The following is a 14435-nucleotide window of genomic DNA, read 5'->3' as shown; positions in this document are numbered from 1 at the left end:
GGGCTTTCCCGTTGCGCCGCTAGCGTCTACAGGAGAGCATCCTTCGGAGGGCTCTCAATGACGATCAGGCTTGTTCTCGCCGGCTGCGGCAATATGGGTTACGCCATGCTTTCGGGCTGGCTGAAATCCGGCAAGCTCGCCCCGGCGACGGTTTTCGTGGTCGAGCCCAACGCCGATTTGCGCCAGCGCGCCGAAGCGCTGGGCTGCGGCGTGGCGGCGGATGCCGGCGGCATTCCGGCTGAGGCCGTGCCGGCCCTCGTTGTCATCGCCGTCAAGCCGCAAGTGATCCGCGACGTGACTTCAGCCTACAAGCGCTTTGGCGATGGCCGCACCACCTTCGTCAGCATCGCGGCGGGAACGCCTGTCGCCGCCTTCGAGGCCATCCTCGGCAACCGCGCACCGATCGCGCGCTGCATGCCCAACACGCCGGCGGCCATCGGCAAGGGCATGATGGTGGTGTTTTCCAACCGGCTGGTGTCCGACGACAGCAAGCGATTCATCGCCGATCTGCTTTCGGCGAGCGGCGAGGTTGCAACCATCGACGACGAAGGCCTGATGGACGCGGTGACGGCAGTGTCCGGGTCGGGGCCGGCCTATATCTTCCACTTCATCGAAGCGCTGACCGTTGCCGCCGAAAAGGCCGGTCTGCCAAGCAAAACCGCCAAGCTGCTGGCCATGCAGACCGTCTACGGCGCGGCATCGCTCGCCGCTGAAAGCGGCGAGGAGCCGGGCGTGTTGCGGCAGCAAGTGACCAGCCCCAACGGCACCACGGCCGCCGCACTTGCCGTGCTGATGGGCGAGGACCGGCTGACGCATCTGCTGACCGAGGCGGTGGAAGCGGCGCGGTTGAGGTCGATAGAGCTGGGGAAGTAGGCGCTCAGCCTGCTCCGTACAGCATCTCGTCCTGCAGCCGCCGCAGAGCAAAAAGCCTCGTCGTCTGGTCGGGCGCGGCGTTGCCGGTGGTCAGCAATTCGCCCTTCCTGACCGGTTTCAGCACCTTGCCGCCTTCGAGCAGGCCGACCGGCACGGCGTGCTGGGCGCGGGCTTCGCCTACCGTCATGGTCCAGGAGCGGTAGCAGGTCTCGCCGATGGCATCGAAGGTTTCGCCGGCGGCCAGATCACGCTTGGCCACAGCGCAGACTTCGGCGACCGGCCGCGGCAGCGGCACCATGTCGGGCCTTCCGTAGAGCACGATGCGGGCGGCGGTCAGCGGCACTTCCAGCGAGGTCAAATGGTAGGGCCGGAAGAAGCTGTAATAGGGGCCGTGGCCGATATGCAGGTCGTCCATACGCTCGATGATGCGCGGATGCGTCGCCTCGACGATGACGAAGACGCCGGGCGCCACGCCCTTGCCGATCGTGTAGTCGACGACGCCCTTCTTCGACAGAATGCCGCCATCGGCGCGCGGAATAAGCACCTTGGCCAGGTCATCGCGGTCGGCCTTGGGGCCGTGCATGCCGGGAACATCGGGCACCAGCCCGGTGGCGTTGGCGATGGCGCACATCTCGACCATGGTCTTGGAGCCGTCGACGAATTCGACCAGCATGCGCGGGTTCATGTTGCGGCGGAGCGCTTCCTCGCGATAGTCGTCGGGAACGGCATCATGGTTGAGCGGGTTGTTCTTGCCCTTGCCGGCCGAGACGATGGTGTAGCCGAGCGCCGAGGCGAACTCGATCAGCTCCATGCAGCTCGACGGTTCGTCGCCGGCGCCGACCGAATAGACGACGCCAAGCCGGTCGGCCTGCTGCTTCAGATAGCAGCCTATGGTGACGTCGGCCTCGACATTCATCATCACCAGATGCTTGCCGTGCTCCATCGCCTTCAAGTCGAAATCGGCGGCGACGCCCGGCTTGCCGGTGGCGTCGATGACGACGTCGATCAGAGGGTTGGTGACCAGCATCTCGTTCGACGTGATGGCGATCTTGCCGCTCTCGATCGCGCCGGTGACTTTTGCGGCGCTGTCGGCCTCCACCGCCATCGCCTCGTCGCCATAGGCGATGCGGATGGCGTCACGTGCGGTGTGCGGACGCCGTGTCGAGACGGCGCACACCGCAATGCCCGGCATCAGCATACCTTGCGTCACCAAATCGGTGCCCATTTCGCCCGAGCCGATAACGCCGATGCGCACCGGGCGGCCCTCGCTGGCGCGCTTGGCGAGATCGCGGGCAAGCCCGGTCAGGGCGACATTGGTCATGCAGAAACGTCCACTGCTTTTTGGTTTGAAGCGGGAATAGCAGGGAACCGCCCCCGTTTGCCAACGAAACCGGCCGACGGCGGCAATTTCTCGCGGCTTACTGCAACTTGGCCAGCAAAGCCTGCGCCTCGGCAAGGTTCTTTTCCGAGCCGGCGGTGAGGTCGCCCATCTTGCGATCCCGGAAGATGACGAGCGCGTCCTGGCATCATGATGGCCGGCGCGTGGCAAGTCTTCGCACAAGCGGTGTTCCTATCAGGGAGCCGGCACGCGGCTGGCTTTCACACCGGGACCGGTTAGTGTTCGGCTCGACCTTGTCGAGCCCGTTGCGGCCCGGCGAGGGCTTTGAGGGAGGTTTCAATGACAACGGACTTCACGCCGAAATTCGATCTGGCCGGCAAGGTGGTGCTGGTCACCGGCGCCACGCGCGGCATCGGCCGCGCCTGCGCACTCGCCTGCGCCGGCTCCGGCGCCGACATGATCGTCGGCGTGCGCAGCAAGGCAGACGGGGTTGAACTGACCGCCGAGATCGAACGCATCGGCCGGCGGGCGCTGGCCGTGCAGATGGACCTCACCGATCTGGCGACGGTGCGAAAAGCCGTCGCCGAGGCGCACGCTGCCTTCGGCCGCATCGACGTTCTGGTCAACAATGTCGGGCTCGGGCCGGAAAACCTGGCGGAAAACGTCACCGAGGCGGATTTCGACCTCACCGTCAACGTCAACCTCAAGGGCACGTTCTTCACCACCCAGGCGGTGGCAAAACTGATGATCGCGCAGAAATCCGGGCGCATCATCAACATCAGTTCGCAGGCCGGCACGGTGACGCTGAAGGGCGAAGCGATCTACTGCATGTCCAAGGCGGCGATCAACCATTTGACGCGCTGCCTGGCGGCCGAATGGGCGCAGCACAACATCACCGTCAACAGCGTGGCGCCGACCTTCATCTGGACCGACGGCACCCGGCCCTCGCTCGCCGATCCAGACTTTCACGCGCATGTGCTGGGCCACATTCCGCTTGGCCGCATCGGCGACCCGATCGATGTCGCGGGAACCGTAGTGTTCCTGGCCTCGCCGGCGGCGTCGATGATTACGGGCGCGAATATACTGGTCGATGGCGGGTGGTCGGTGGCGTAGGCCACCGACTTCGGTCACGATTCGGGCGTGGCTTACTGGATCACGATGGTCGCGTTCGGAATCTTGACGCCGTTGGTCCCCGGAAAGGACGCGCCGAGGAAGGCCTTCATGTCATCGATGATGGCAATGACGCGGGTGCGGCTATCGACGAAATTTATGTCATCAGTGGCCGTTGCAAGCTTCGTCGCCGGGTTGATGCAGCCGATCGAAGACAGGAAGCCGCGGCCCGGATGCATCAGTATTCCAACCCGTGCGCCGGTCGGCAGCAACAGCAGGCCGGGGCGCTTGAGCGCGGCCGGATTCACATTCGATGTATAGCCGATGGTTACGTATTTGGCGCCCGCCTGGGTGAACAGATTATAGGTACCGGCCTCGACGCAACGATTGTTGCCGGCAGTCCTGTTGTCACCAGGTCCCTTCGTCTCCGCAGTTGCCCCGGAAAGAGCGGCCACTTTGACGCCATCGTGAAAGACTTCGTATTTGCCAACTGTTCTGCGTTTCGCGCCGCTTGTCTGCTCTCCAGAACGCGTAATTCTCAATTCCCACTTGGCCATTTCACCCTCCCTGCCCTGTCGAGATCGCGGCATCAACAATTGCGAGCGCATCGGCAGTGATTTGTTGCCGATCTCGACCACTAGACAGAAATCTTGCTTTCAGACTGTGATTTTCTTCACTCTGGAATCAAGAACGATGGAGCCTCACAGTCGCAACGCCTCGAGGTCGCGCGTCGCCCCTCTGCCAGGGCAACGCCAAGGGAAGTAATCCCGTTTTTTCCATCAGGACTGTTCGTGGTAGCGTGACGCGGATTGCTGCCGGGCCTGATTGCGCTTGAACAGGTTGTGTTCCGAGGGGAAGAGACATTGCCGGGTAATATGGAGGACCTCGCGCTCGCGTTCGCCAGACGGGCGCACGAGTCGATCGATCAGCGGCGAAAATACACCAACGAGCCCTACATCGTGCATCCCGTTGCCGTCGCCGAAATCGTGCGCAGCGTGCCGCATACGGTCGAAATGATTGCGGCCGCCTATCTGCACGATGTGGTGGAAGACACCCCGGTCACGATTGGTCAGATTGAAGAGGAGTTCGGCCGCACGGTCGCCGACCTCGTCGGATGGCTGACCGATGTGTCCGTGCCTTCCGACGGCAACCGCGCGGCCCGCAAGGCGATAGACCTGGCGCATACGGCGGCCGCGCCGGCGCAAGCCAAGACGATCAAGCTCGCCGATCTCATCGACAACACACGCAACATCGAATTGCGCGATCCCGGTTTCTGGCGCGTCTACCGCGTCGAAAAGCTGCGGCTGCTGGACGTTCTGAGGGAAGGTGACGCAACGCTATGGAAACGTGCCGCCGAACAGTGTTCGATGCCGCTTGGTGTCTCAGTAGGACCCTGAAAACAGGCTTGGCGAGGAAACTGGTGCTGCGAGAGAGGATTGAACTCTAGATCATACCAACGATTTCAATTACTTACAGAATCTTTTGTAACATTGTGACGACCCGCGAAATGACCTGAAGCGAACGGTTCGTGATCACAACGCCAGTCCCTGAAAGCGCTCTTAGCTCACCCAAATTCAACACGCATTGAAAGCCATTACCTCAGCCCGTGCGCGATTTGCCGTGCCGCGGGCATGCGCCGCAGCGCCAGCATGGCGACGATGCCAAGTAGCGGGCCGGGTGCCAGGACGAGGAAGCTCCAGCGCCAGCCGACCGCTTCCGCCACGAATGAGGTCATGTGGATGGAAACGAAGGTAAGGGCGATGCCTATGCTCAACTGCAGGGAAAGTGCCGTGCCGACATAGCGTGGATCGCTCAATTCCGTTGCTATAGCCGAGAATTGCGCGGAATCTCCGATGACGGTTGCTCCCCAGAGAATGGCGACGGCGGCGAACAGCCAGAGCGGACCGGCAAAGGTCAGTCCGATGCTAACTCCGCAGAGGCCGGAGACCGCCATCATCGCAGCCGCCGTCGCGGTGCGGCCGATGCGATCGGCCACGATGCCGCCGACGATCGAGCCAATCCCGCCCGATGCGACGACCAAGAATGCCAGCAAGGAGGCTGTTCTCGGGTCACCAATGCCGAGACCATAGCTGCCCGCCCTGATGTAGGCCAGGATCCAGCCCCACATGGCATAGAGCTCCCACATGTGTCCGAGATAGCCGAGATTGGCGAACATCAGCGCGCGATTGCGCAGCAGCGTTTTGATGTGGCTAGGGTCGAATGCTGACCTTGCAAACGGATAGGGCCCTTCCCCGCCGAACCATAAGATCAACAACGCACCCGCCATTGCCGCGAGGGAGGTCGCCAAGATGACGTCTTGCCAGGCCAGTTCGGCGGCTTGCGCGGATACCAGATGAGGAAAGGCAGAACCAAGCGTTAGCGCCGCGAGGAGAACGCCGAGCGCCGTTCCGCGCCCGGCACTGAACCAGGTCGACACCAGTTTCAGTGCCGGTGGATAGACGCCCGCCAGCGCCATGCCGGTGACAAAACGAGCCGCCAGCAGCAAGCCGACCGAGGGCGCGAAAAACACACAGAGGTTGGCTGCAGCCGCCGTCAAGGCACTGACGGCGATCACCTTGCGAAGCGAGACTATATCCAGCAGGCCGGCCATGCTGGAGGCCAATGCACCGATCGCAAAGCCCATCTGCACGGCACCGGTGACCCAGGCGCCCTGCGCCGGGGAAAGGTCCATGAGCCGTGTCAGTTGCGGCGCGATCGCCGTTGCGGAAAACCATGTGGTCATCGGCAGGAAGGCGCCGATCGAGATCAATATCAGCATCGACCAGCGCCGGGCGGCGCTGGCTGCTGCGACGTTCGCGACTGCAATGCGGTTGATATCCATCGGTTCAGGCCGCGATGGAGCCCTGCAGTTGCTTGAGGATGGGCAGAATGTCGGCCGGGTCGGGTCTGCGTGTGTAGTCCGGACTGACTTCGGCATAGGCGATGACGCCATCCTGTCCGACCACGAAGCGAGCCGGCATCGGCAATGTCCATGTAGGGTCCTCGTTGATCAGCGGCAGATCGACGCCGAAGCTCCGGTAAAGCGCGACCAGGTCGTCCGGCAGGCGAAACCGCAAGCCGAACGCGTCGGCAACCTTACCGCCGGGGTCACTCAGCATCGGGAAATCTATCTGCTTGTCGCGCTTGGCCTTGCGGCCGTTCGCCAGCGACTGCGGAGAGATGGAAACTAGTTGCGCGCCCATGGCCTGGATTGCCGGCCAGGCTTCCTGCAAGGCGCCGAGCTCGATGTTGCAATAGGGGCACCAGACACCGCGATAGAAACTGAGCACCAGCGGCCCGCGGGCAAGCAGATCGCCCGATGCGACAGAACCGCCATCGGCCTCCGACAATGTGAAGGCCGGGGCAACGGCACCTGCCTTCAAAGCTTGATCGGCCTGGCTGGACGCTATGAGCTCAGCGGTCGCGCGATGCATGATCTCGACCGCTTGCTTGGGGGCCTTGCCTTCAAAATCGGCTTTGAAGGCATCGAGTTTTTCCTGAAGAGACATCGGACACTCCAAAATCGTGACCGCATTGCTTGCGGCGGAATGTCCTCGCCTATTTCAAAAGGGAGGGGTAGCTTGCCGCAAAGCATACCAATCATCCGGAAAACGAATGGCTGACAGGTTGCAGGAGCTCGAAGTGTTCGTGCGGGTGGCGGAACGCGGCAACCTTTCGCAGGTCGCCCGCGAAATCGGCCTTTCGCAACCATCGGTGTCGCGGATTCTGAACGATTTGGAGGCGCGCATCGGCGCCCGTCTTCTCGTCCGCACCAGCCGCGGGGTCGGGTTGACCGAGGCGGGGCAGGTCTACCTCGACCAGATCCGGCCGCTGCTTGCGGACCTGGGAGCGGCGGCCGACACCGCCGCCGGCAACGAGGAATTGCGCGGAGTTCTACGCGTCGAGCTGTCGGTCACCTTTGCCGTGCGCGCGCTCATTCCTCGTCTGCCAAGCCTTCTTGCCGAGCATCCCAATCTCTCTGTCGAGCTGATGATGGACGATCGCCGGCGCAGCCTTGTCGAGGAGGGCGCCGATGTCGCGATCCGGCTTGGCCTGCTCGACAATTCCAGCATGATGGCGCGCAAGGTCGGGCAGACGCCTAGGCTGCTGGTTGCCGCGCCGGACTACATTACCCGGCATGGCCTACCGAGCAGCCCTGCCGATCTGGCGCAACACCAGGTGATCTTCGGGCCTTCCGACAGCTCCGGCGCAACGTTTCAGGAGCTAGTCGATCCGCAGGTCAATTTCGTCCTGCCCGAAAGCCCGCGTATCAGGGTCTCGAGCTCGGCCGGTGTCACCGCATGCGTTGTGGCCGGGCTTGGCGTGGCATTCGGTTCGGGCTGGATGTTCAACGCCGAACTGCAGGACGGTCGCCTGCGTCGGCTGCTGCCGGATTTCCCACTACCGACCATACCCATCAATGCCCTTTTCCCGGCCGGGCGCCAGCCGAGCAAGCGGGCCAGAGGCTTCGCCGATTGGCTCAGCAAATCGCTTAGTTCATCATGACTCTGCGTTATGGTTGCTTGGCGCCGCGGCCATTCGCACCTATGGTGCGGCCACTTTGCTGAAAACGGTCCATTGCGTTAATCTTCTAATCTGCACCATCGCTGATAGACCATTTCGCTGAGGGGGCGAAAATTCATGGAGATGCAGCAGGTCCGCTATTTCCTGGCCCTGTCCAGCACCTTGAACTTCACGAGGGCAGCTGAAGAGTGCAACGTCACGCAGCCTGCGCTGACGCGCGCGATCAAGACACTTGAAGACGAGTTGGGTGGAGAGCTCCTTCGGCGCGAGCGCCAGCATTCCCATCTGACCGAGCTAGGACGACGCATGCTGCCCTTGCTGCAGCAGTGTTACGATGCCGCCACTTCCGCTAAATCGCTGGCCAAGGCGGTGCAAAGCAGCGACGTGGCTCCCCTCAACGTCACCATTTCCAACAGCGTCAATATCGCACTTCTGGTTTCTCCGTTTACGGAGCTTTTCCGGGCCTATCCCGGCGTGCATCTCAAGATCAACCGCGGCTCGCCGACCGCTGTCATCGATGCGCTGAAGAACGGCGAGGTCGAACTGGCCGTTGCCGGTCCGCTGGGGGCGGCATGGGACCGGCTTGATACCTGGCCGCTGTTCCAGGAAGGGATTGAGCTCGTGGTGAATTCCGATCATCCGCTTGCCCGCCGCAACGAGTCAGATGTCGCGCTAAGCCAGCTTGCCGCGGAACCTGTGCTCAGCCGCATCGATTGGGAAACGAGTGAGGAGCTGTCGCGTTGTCTTTCCGCGAAAGGTCTGGCGCCGCGGACCGCGCATGAGGTCGAGACCGATCACGATCTGCTGGCGTTGCTGGAAGCCAACGCCGGAGTTGGCTTCGTCTCGATGACCGCGCCGCGCTCGCCGAACGTCCGTAGGCTCAAGCTCCGCGACTTGGACATTTCACGGATCGTCGCTGTCTATGCCGTCGCTGGCCGCCAACGTTCGCCGGTGGCGACGACGCTGCTCAACCTGTTGCGGTCAACCGACTGGTCGACCTTTGGCGTCAGCGAGCCCGCCTGAGCGCCGCGATCAAGTCGTCGATGTCCATGCGCCGGCGGTAGTCCGGATCGACGAAGCGATCAGTGATCACCCCGTTTGTGCCGACGACGAAAGTCGCGGGGATCGGCAGGAACCAGCTGGCGTTGCCTTGGTAGTTTGGCAGATCATATGCAACGCCCATCAACTGCTCCATCTCGGCGCCGATCCAGATCGCCAGGTTGAGTGAGAGGGCATAGCCATTGTCCATGTCGGTCAGGAATGGAAACTCGGCACCCACGGCCGCCTTCATGGCCTTCGCGAACCTGCGCCGCTCGGGCATGATTGCCACGACATGGCCGCCCAGCGCCGCAATCTCCTGCTGAGCTTCGACGATGCCAATCGCGTTCAACCGACAATAAGGACACCAGTGGCCGCGCTGAAAAGTGATCACGGCCGGCCCCCGGAGGAGGATGCCGCCCAGGCCAACCAGTCTGCCCTCATCGTCAGGCAGCAGGAATGCCGGCATGACATCGCCGGGAGCCGGCGCCATAGCTCCGGCTCCTTGTTGCTCCAGACGCGCCACCAGGCGGTCCACCGCGTCGGCGAAATCCGCGTTCAGGCGGCGCACCGCGGCCGCAATCACGGCAAGCCGCTCGTTCAGCGGTGCGTCGAGCTCGATGGCAGCCTGGACGGACTGTTCAAATGTCATTGTCTGGTCGTCGACGGCCATTTCTGCACTTTCACGGGTCGCATGCAGCCTATCATCGAAGCCCGTTGGCCAAGGCCATGCTTTTCTTGCATGGATTTGATACCCCGCGTGCATCAACTCAGGGAAAGTTCGTATTCTGTTCGCCGCCTCTCCTCAATTCGTTACATCATGTTCCTGATATCAGAAGCGAAGGTCAGGAAGCCGTAGACCGTTTCGGCCAGCTGCGTGGCCGTGATGCCGTGTTTCATGGCAAGCGCGAAGATATGGATTAGCTCTTCGCCGGCATGGCCCACCATATGGGCGCCGACGATCCTGTCCGTCGTCTCCTCGACGATGATCTTCGACCAGGCCACGGTCTCGGCATAGGTCCTCGCGGACAGCCAGCCCTGCATGTCGTTCACATGGACCCTCACGCCAAGTCGTTGCTCTTTGGCCTTGGCCTCGGTCAGCCCGACGCTGGCTAGAGCCGGCACCGTGTAGAGAGACGCCGGTATCTGGCCGTAGTCCGGCCGGTGTCTCGGCCCTTCGACGATGTTGCGGCCAACGATGCCGCCCTCATAGGTCGCTACCGGCGAAAGCTGCGGAGAATTCCACACCGCATCGCCGCAGACGTAGACGTCAGGGTTGGAACGCGAGCGCAAATGATCGTCGATTTCGATGCGGCCTTCGCGGTGCACGATGATGCCGGCGCCAAGATCGAGCCCCTCGACATTGGCAACGCGCCCGGCGCAATTGACAACCCTGTCAACCGACCGCCGTTCTTGTCGATCTTTTTGACCCAGGCAAGCGTGCGGACTCGAATGCCTATTCGTTCACTCTCGTCACGGATCCGGGCAACGGCATCGGCGTCGAATGTTCCGAGCAGATGCGGTAGCGCCTCAAGGATCGTCACTTCGACGCCGGCGCGCGCATAGACATGGCCGAGTTCGAAGGCAATGACGCCACCACCGACGAAGACGACCGCGCGCGGCAGCACCGGGTCGTTCAGGACATCGTCGGAGACGATCATATTATCCGCGCCCGGAATCGGCAGTGGACGCGGCTTCGAGCCGGTTGCGATGACGATGTTCCTGGCTTCGAGTTCGCGGCCGTCGACGCTGACGGCATTGCTGCCGACGAACACGGCCTCGCCGACGATGACGTCAACGCCGCGCTTGGCCATCGATCCGGACAGGCGGGTCGGAATGTCCTTGATCATTTGCTTTTCGCGGTCGATCAGAGCCCGCCAGTCGAGCCTCGGCGTATCGACCATAATGCCGTGCCGACCGGCTCGTTCGATCTCATGGAGCGTATGGCTCGCCGCGACGAGGACCTTCTTCGGGGTGCAGCCGCGATTGGGACAGGTGCCGCCGAGGTCGCGTGCCTCTATCATGGCTACTGACAGCCCGGCGGCGCGCGTAGCCACCGTCACGCCCATCCCGGCGTTGCCGCCGCCGAGGATCACGACATCATACTTTTCCACCGTCTTGACCTCCCGGGATTCAATGCAGTTTGACTCGCGGCTTGGTGCGTTGCGCCAGGATCCCGGCAATCGTGTCCAGCGCGGTCTTCACCGTCCCGTGCACGGCCTTGAGATGCATCTTGTGGAGCGAGCGATACATCAGGCGGGCAAGCAGGCCCTCGATCTTCAGTCCGCCGATCAGGCTGCCGAACGAGCCGTAGTCGGCGAGCGAAACAAGGGAGCCATAGTTGCGGTAACGGAATGCCGGCGCGGCCCGTCCCGCGAGACGCGCGGCAATCACCTTGACCAAGTGGTCAGCCTGCTGATGGGCTGTCTGGGCGCGCGGCGGCAAGGGATTGTCCTCGCCGGGCAGGACACAGTTCGCGCAGTCGCCGATCGCAAACACGTTCTCATCCCCCCTGGCTTGCAATGTCTCATCGACGACCAGGCGGTTGATCCGGTCCGTCTCGAGGCCATCGAGCTTCTTCAGGAAATCCGGCGCCTTGATCCCGGCGGACCAGACGACCAGCTCCGCCGGCACAAAAAGCTTCTCGCCAAGCCTGATGCCGCCCTCCGTCACTTCGGTAACCTTGATCCCGCAGCGTATTTGAACGCCCAGATCAACGAGCAGGCGTGCCGAAGCTCGTGCGAGGTGTTCCGGCAAGGCCGGCAGGATGCGCGGTCCGGCCTCGACGATGGTGATGCAGATCAGCCTTTCGAAATCAATGTTGTCGAGGTTATGCGACGCGATTTCCCGCATCGACTTGTGCAACTCGGCCGCCAGTTCGACGCCGGTGGCCCCGGCACCAACGATGACGCAATGGAGCTGGTCTGGCGATAACCGTTCGTATTGCGCGTTGGCGCGCAGGCATGCGTCTATCATGCGCTTGTTGAAACGGGCGGCCTGATCGGCCGTATCGAGCGCGATTGCGTGGCGAGCCGCCCCAGGCGTGCCGAAATCGTTGCTGACGCTGCCGACGGCCAGCACCAGTGTATCGTAGCCCAGCACACGTGGCGGTATGATCTGCCTGCCTTCGTCGTCGAAACTTGGCGCGACGAAGATCTGGCGCCTGGCGCGGTCAAGGCCGACCACTTCGCCGATGCGGTATCGATAGTGATGGCGGCTGGCGTGGGCGATGTATTCCACTGCGTCGTTAGACGCGTTCAGTGTGCCTGAGGCGACCTCGTGCAGAAGCGGCTTCCAGATGTGGGTGCGATTGCGGTCGACAAGCGTGACGGAAAGCCGCCGCTTGCCGAATTTGCGGCCGAGGCGCGTCGCCAGTTCCAGTCCGCCCGCACCGCCGCCGACGATGACCACGCGGTGCAGCGAGCTATCCGCATGCGATGGAGTCTCCGCTATCGCGCGAAAAAGCGCGGCGTTGTTGGCGAGCACGGCTTCTGGAACCAGCCGCATCCCCGGAGTGATGATCTGCATCGGTATTCTCCGTCTCTTTCCTCGGTCTCGCCGCGTTCGACCAAGTCACTCTTGCGATTCGTGGATGACGATGCCTTGCAGCATGTTGACGTCGCATTCCCATGGCTTTTCCGCGAGCACGCGCTGGGCGTGCTCGTAACCGGCTTGCCAACGCGTGCGGATGCCTGCGCGGGTGAAGTCGATGTCCTTGGTGTGGTCCTCGCCGTCGAGGCGCGGCGAAAGCAGCCTGACAAGGTGCATGACGGAAGGACAGCCATAGGAGGCCAATTCCTTGAACATCGGGTCCTGGCGCTGTTCCTCGGGCACAAGCTTTCCCAATTCGCGCACGACATGGCGCAGGCGGTGCAGTTGTTCCTGCCGGGCCACGTGGCTCTTGCCGCGGCTGGCGAACTGAAGATCCTTCTGCCGCCCCATCACCTGCCAGATCGATTTCGGCTCGGTGCCATTGGGTTGCCACATGTTGACCGCGAAGATCAGGGCATCCCGGCGCGGGCGTTCATCCAGAACGACCTCGATTGGCGTGTTCGAATAGATGCCGCCGTCCCAGTAGGGCTCGCCGTCGATGCAGACTGCCGGAAACGCCGGCGGCAAGGCGCCCGACGCCATGACGTGCGCCGCCGACAATGCCATTTCGCGGGTGTCGAAGTATTTGAGCTCACTGGTGTTGACGTTGACCGCGCCGACCGTCAGCCGCGTATGGCGTCGGTTGAGATAGTCGAAATTGATCAAGTCATTCAGCGTCCTCTTGAGCGGATCGGTAGTGTAGTAGGAGGCATTCTCCACACCTACTTCGCGATTCACCCCGAACATAGCGCTTGGGTTCGGTTCAAAGAAGCCGGGTATGCCACGCATCACCGTGCCTATGTTGGCAAAGACGTTGCTTGGAACCATCATCGCGAAAAACTCGTCGAGCGGGCTGCTCCGGCTAATGCCGTCCCAGAATTCCTGCAGCCTCGGCAATCTATCCGTAGGCGCGTTTCCCGCGATCAAAGCGGCGTTGATGGCGCCGATCGACGTGCCGATGACCCAATCCGGTTCGATGCCGCCCTCGACGAGCGCCTGGTAGACGCCTGCCTGATAGGCTCCGAGTGCACCGCCACCTTGAAGGACCAATACGGTCTGGCGCTTGGCTGCACCTTCCGACAGACGATCGACCTCGGGCTCGGCTTCGGACACGGACGGATTTCGAGTGATCTTGTTCATGGGCTTTATTCCTCATTTCGGGGTCTAGTGAGCCGTCCAGCCGCCCTCGATCGGCATGATTGCGCCGGTGATCGAAGCTGCATCGTCGGAGGCCAGGAACAGGCAGAGCGCCGCAACCTGGGCAACTGTCACGAACTGTTTGGTCGGCTGGGCCGCCAGAAGGACGTCCTTGATCACCTGCTCCTCGGTGATCCCGCGTGCCCTGGCCGTGTCCGGTATCTGCTTTTCAACCAACGGGGTCAGCACGTAACCGGGGCAGACCGCGTTGACGGTGATGCCCTGTTCGGCGACTTCCAGCGCGACCGTCTTGGTTAGCCCGGCAACACCATGCTTGGCGGCGACATAGGCTGACTTGTATGGCGAGGCGACGAGCGCATGCGCCGAGGCGACGTTGATGATGCGACCCCATTTGCGCTGTTTCATTGCACCTAGCGCGCGACGGATCGTATAAAAGGAGGACATCAGGTCGATTGCGACCACAGCCTCCCATTTTTCTATCGGAAACTCGTCGATCGGCGCGACGTGCTGGATACCCGCATTGTTCACCAGGATGTCGATGGCTCCAAACTCGGCGATCGCCTTGTCCATCATCGCGGTGATCGCGCCGCCCGTGCTCATGTCCGCATTGTCGTAGCGAACGGTCACTCCATGATCTGTGGCAAGCCTCGACCGCAGCAGTTCGATCTCATCGGCATCGCCGAAGCCATTCAGGACGATGTTGCAGCCCTTGGCCGCGAAGGCTTCGGCAATGCCTTGGCCGATACCGCTCGTCGAGCCTGTGATGAGTGCTGTCTTTCCTCTGAGCATCGTCGTTTCCTTG

The 14435-nt window shown here is 62.4% G+C and carries 14 protein-coding genes and 1 pseudogene; 5 read left to right on the top strand and 10 right to left on the bottom strand.

All coding sequences use genetic code 11. From position 1 onward, the window contains the following. Window positions 1-57 precede the first annotated feature (57 nt). Entirely contained in the window at window positions 58-873 is an 816-nt protein-coding gene (proC, locus tag AC1DX6_RS05680) for a pyrroline-5-carboxylate reductase (RefSeq protein WP_477311730.1), read from the top strand. 4 nt (window positions 874-877) lie between these two features. On the opposite strand, the gene AC1DX6_RS05675 is transcribed toward proC, so the two are convergent. Then, window positions 878-2194, bottom strand: a complete 1317-nt coding sequence (locus tag AC1DX6_RS05675; RefSeq protein WP_477311729.1) for an NAD(P)H-dependent oxidoreductase — start codon at window positions 2192-2194, stop codon at window positions 878-880. A gap of 357 nt (window positions 2195-2551) precedes the next feature. Between AC1DX6_RS05675 and AC1DX6_RS05670 the strand changes: the two genes are divergently transcribed. Continuing rightward, on the top strand, window positions 2552-3325 hold the full coding sequence (locus AC1DX6_RS05670; protein WP_477311728.1) for an SDR family NAD(P)-dependent oxidoreductase: 774 nt from the start codon (window positions 2552-2554) through the stop codon (window positions 3323-3325). A gap of 32 nt (window positions 3326-3357) precedes the next feature. On the opposite strand, the gene AC1DX6_RS05665 is transcribed toward AC1DX6_RS05670, so the two are convergent. Then, entirely contained in the window at window positions 3358-3879 is a 522-nt protein-coding gene (locus AC1DX6_RS05665; RefSeq protein WP_477311727.1) for a hypothetical protein, read from the bottom strand. 252 nt (window positions 3880-4131) lie between these two features. Here AC1DX6_RS05665 and AC1DX6_RS05660 point away from each other — a divergent pair, with 252 nt between their 5' ends. Then, window positions 4132-4719, top strand: a complete 588-nt coding sequence (locus AC1DX6_RS05660) for an HD domain-containing protein (protein WP_477311726.1) — start codon at window positions 4132-4134, stop codon at window positions 4717-4719. Window positions 4720-4916: 197 nt separating this feature from the next. Here AC1DX6_RS05660 and AC1DX6_RS05655 read toward each other — a convergent pair whose 3' ends face one another. Together AC1DX6_RS05655 and AC1DX6_RS05650 are read right to left on the bottom strand one after the other, a co-directional pair. After that, window positions 4917-6101, bottom strand: coding sequence for an MFS transporter (locus tag AC1DX6_RS05655; RefSeq protein WP_477311725.1), 1185 nt, complete (start codon window positions 6099-6101; stop codon window positions 4917-4919). Window positions 6102-6168: 67 nt separating this feature from the next. Beyond that, window positions 6169-6831: a peroxiredoxin-like family protein gene (locus AC1DX6_RS05650; RefSeq protein WP_477311724.1), complete on the bottom strand. Its 663-nt coding sequence runs from the start codon at window positions 6829-6831 to the stop codon at window positions 6169-6171. Between the two features lie 106 nt (window positions 6832-6937). Between AC1DX6_RS05650 and AC1DX6_RS05645 the strand changes: the two genes are divergently transcribed. Continuing rightward, window positions 6938-7828: a LysR family transcriptional regulator gene (locus AC1DX6_RS05645; RefSeq protein ID WP_477311723.1), complete on the top strand. Its 891-nt coding sequence runs from the start codon at window positions 6938-6940 to the stop codon at window positions 7826-7828. Window positions 7829-7963: 135 nt separating this feature from the next. Continuing rightward, the gene (locus tag AC1DX6_RS05640; protein WP_477311722.1) at window positions 7964-8869 is read left to right on the top strand and encodes a LysR family transcriptional regulator; all 906 of its coding nucleotides are present in this window, start codon (window positions 7964-7966) and stop codon (window positions 8867-8869) included. Here the strand turns inward: AC1DX6_RS05640 and AC1DX6_RS05635 are convergent. The 6 genes and pseudogenes from AC1DX6_RS05635 to AC1DX6_RS05610 form a co-directional block, all read right to left on the bottom strand. Then, window positions 8853-9557: a peroxiredoxin-like family protein gene (locus AC1DX6_RS05635; RefSeq protein ID WP_477311721.1), complete on the bottom strand. Its 705-nt coding sequence runs from the start codon at window positions 9555-9557 to the stop codon at window positions 8853-8855. The two genes, AC1DX6_RS05640 and AC1DX6_RS05635, sit on opposite strands and share 17 nt — an antisense overlap. A 140-nt stretch (window positions 9558-9697) precedes the next feature. Continuing rightward, window positions 9698-10132, bottom strand: a complete 435-nt coding sequence (locus AC1DX6_RS05630) for a hypothetical protein (protein WP_477311911.1) — start codon at window positions 10130-10132, stop codon at window positions 9698-9700. A gap of 15 nt (window positions 10133-10147) precedes the next feature. Further along, a pseudogene (locus AC1DX6_RS05625) lies at window positions 10148-10953 on the bottom strand (FAD-dependent oxidoreductase); the annotation flags it as partial. A 64-nt stretch (window positions 10954-11017) separates the two neighbouring features. Further along, on the bottom strand, window positions 11018-12412 hold the full coding sequence (locus tag AC1DX6_RS05620) for an NAD(P)/FAD-dependent oxidoreductase (RefSeq protein ID WP_477311720.1): 1395 nt from the start codon (window positions 12410-12412) through the stop codon (window positions 11018-11020). A 45-nt stretch (window positions 12413-12457) separates the two neighbouring features. Then, on the bottom strand, window positions 12458-13615 hold the full coding sequence (locus AC1DX6_RS05615; RefSeq protein ID WP_477311719.1) for a patatin-like phospholipase family protein: 1158 nt from the start codon (window positions 13613-13615) through the stop codon (window positions 12458-12460). A 24-nt stretch (window positions 13616-13639) separates the two neighbouring features. Further along, a complete protein-coding gene (locus AC1DX6_RS05610; protein WP_477311718.1) occupies window positions 13640-14422 on the bottom strand; it encodes a 3-hydroxybutyrate dehydrogenase in 783 nt (260 codons plus the stop codon). Window positions 14423-14435: the final 13 nt, after the last annotated feature.

The organism is Mesorhizobium sp. P2_C4, assembly GCF_056404575.1.
Note: the sequence above shows the minus strand (reverse complement) of the source record. Positions and strands in the feature narration are given on the sequence as shown.

Bases quoted from the DNA above. Each gene is read 5' to 3' on its own strand.
- AC1DX6_RS05610 (WP_477311718.1), bottom strand. From the start codon at position 14,422: ATGCTCAGAGGAAAGACAGCACTCATCACAGGCTCGACGAGCGGTATC.
- AC1DX6_RS05645 (WP_477311723.1), top strand. From the start codon at position 6,938: ATGGCTGACAGGTTGCAGGAGCTCGAAGTGTTCGTGCGGGTGGCGGAA.
- proC (WP_477311730.1), top strand. From the start codon at position 58: ATGACGATCAGGCTTGTTCTCGCCGGCTGCGGCAATATGGGTTACGCC.
- AC1DX6_RS05635 (WP_477311721.1), bottom strand. From the start codon at position 9,557: ATGGCCGTCGACGACCAGACAATGACATTTGAACAGTCCGTCCAGGCT.
- AC1DX6_RS05620 (WP_477311720.1), bottom strand. From the start codon at position 12,412: ATGCAGATCATCACTCCGGGGATGCGGCTGGTTCCAGAAGCCGTGCTC.
- AC1DX6_RS05615 (WP_477311719.1), bottom strand. From the start codon at position 13,615: ATGAACAAGATCACTCGAAATCCGTCCGTGTCCGAAGCCGAGCCCGAG.
- AC1DX6_RS05655 (WP_477311725.1), bottom strand. From the start codon at position 6,101: ATGCTGATATTGATCTCGATCGGCGCCTTCCTGCCGATGACCACATGG.
- AC1DX6_RS05670 (WP_477311728.1), top strand. From the start codon at position 2,552: ATGACAACGGACTTCACGCCGAAATTCGATCTGGCCGGCAAGGTGGTG.
- AC1DX6_RS05640 (WP_477311722.1), top strand. From the start codon at position 7,964: ATGGAGATGCAGCAGGTCCGCTATTTCCTGGCCCTGTCCAGCACCTTG.
- AC1DX6_RS05665 (WP_477311727.1), bottom strand. From the start codon at position 3,879: ATGGCCAAGTGGGAATTGAGAATTACGCGTTCTGGAGAGCAGACAAGC.
- AC1DX6_RS05675 (WP_477311729.1), bottom strand. From the start codon at position 2,194: ATGACCAATGTCGCCCTGACCGGGCTTGCCCGCGATCTCGCCAAGCGC.
- AC1DX6_RS05650 (WP_477311724.1), bottom strand. From the start codon at position 6,831: ATGTCTCTTCAGGAAAAACTCGATGCCTTCAAAGCCGATTTTGAAGGC.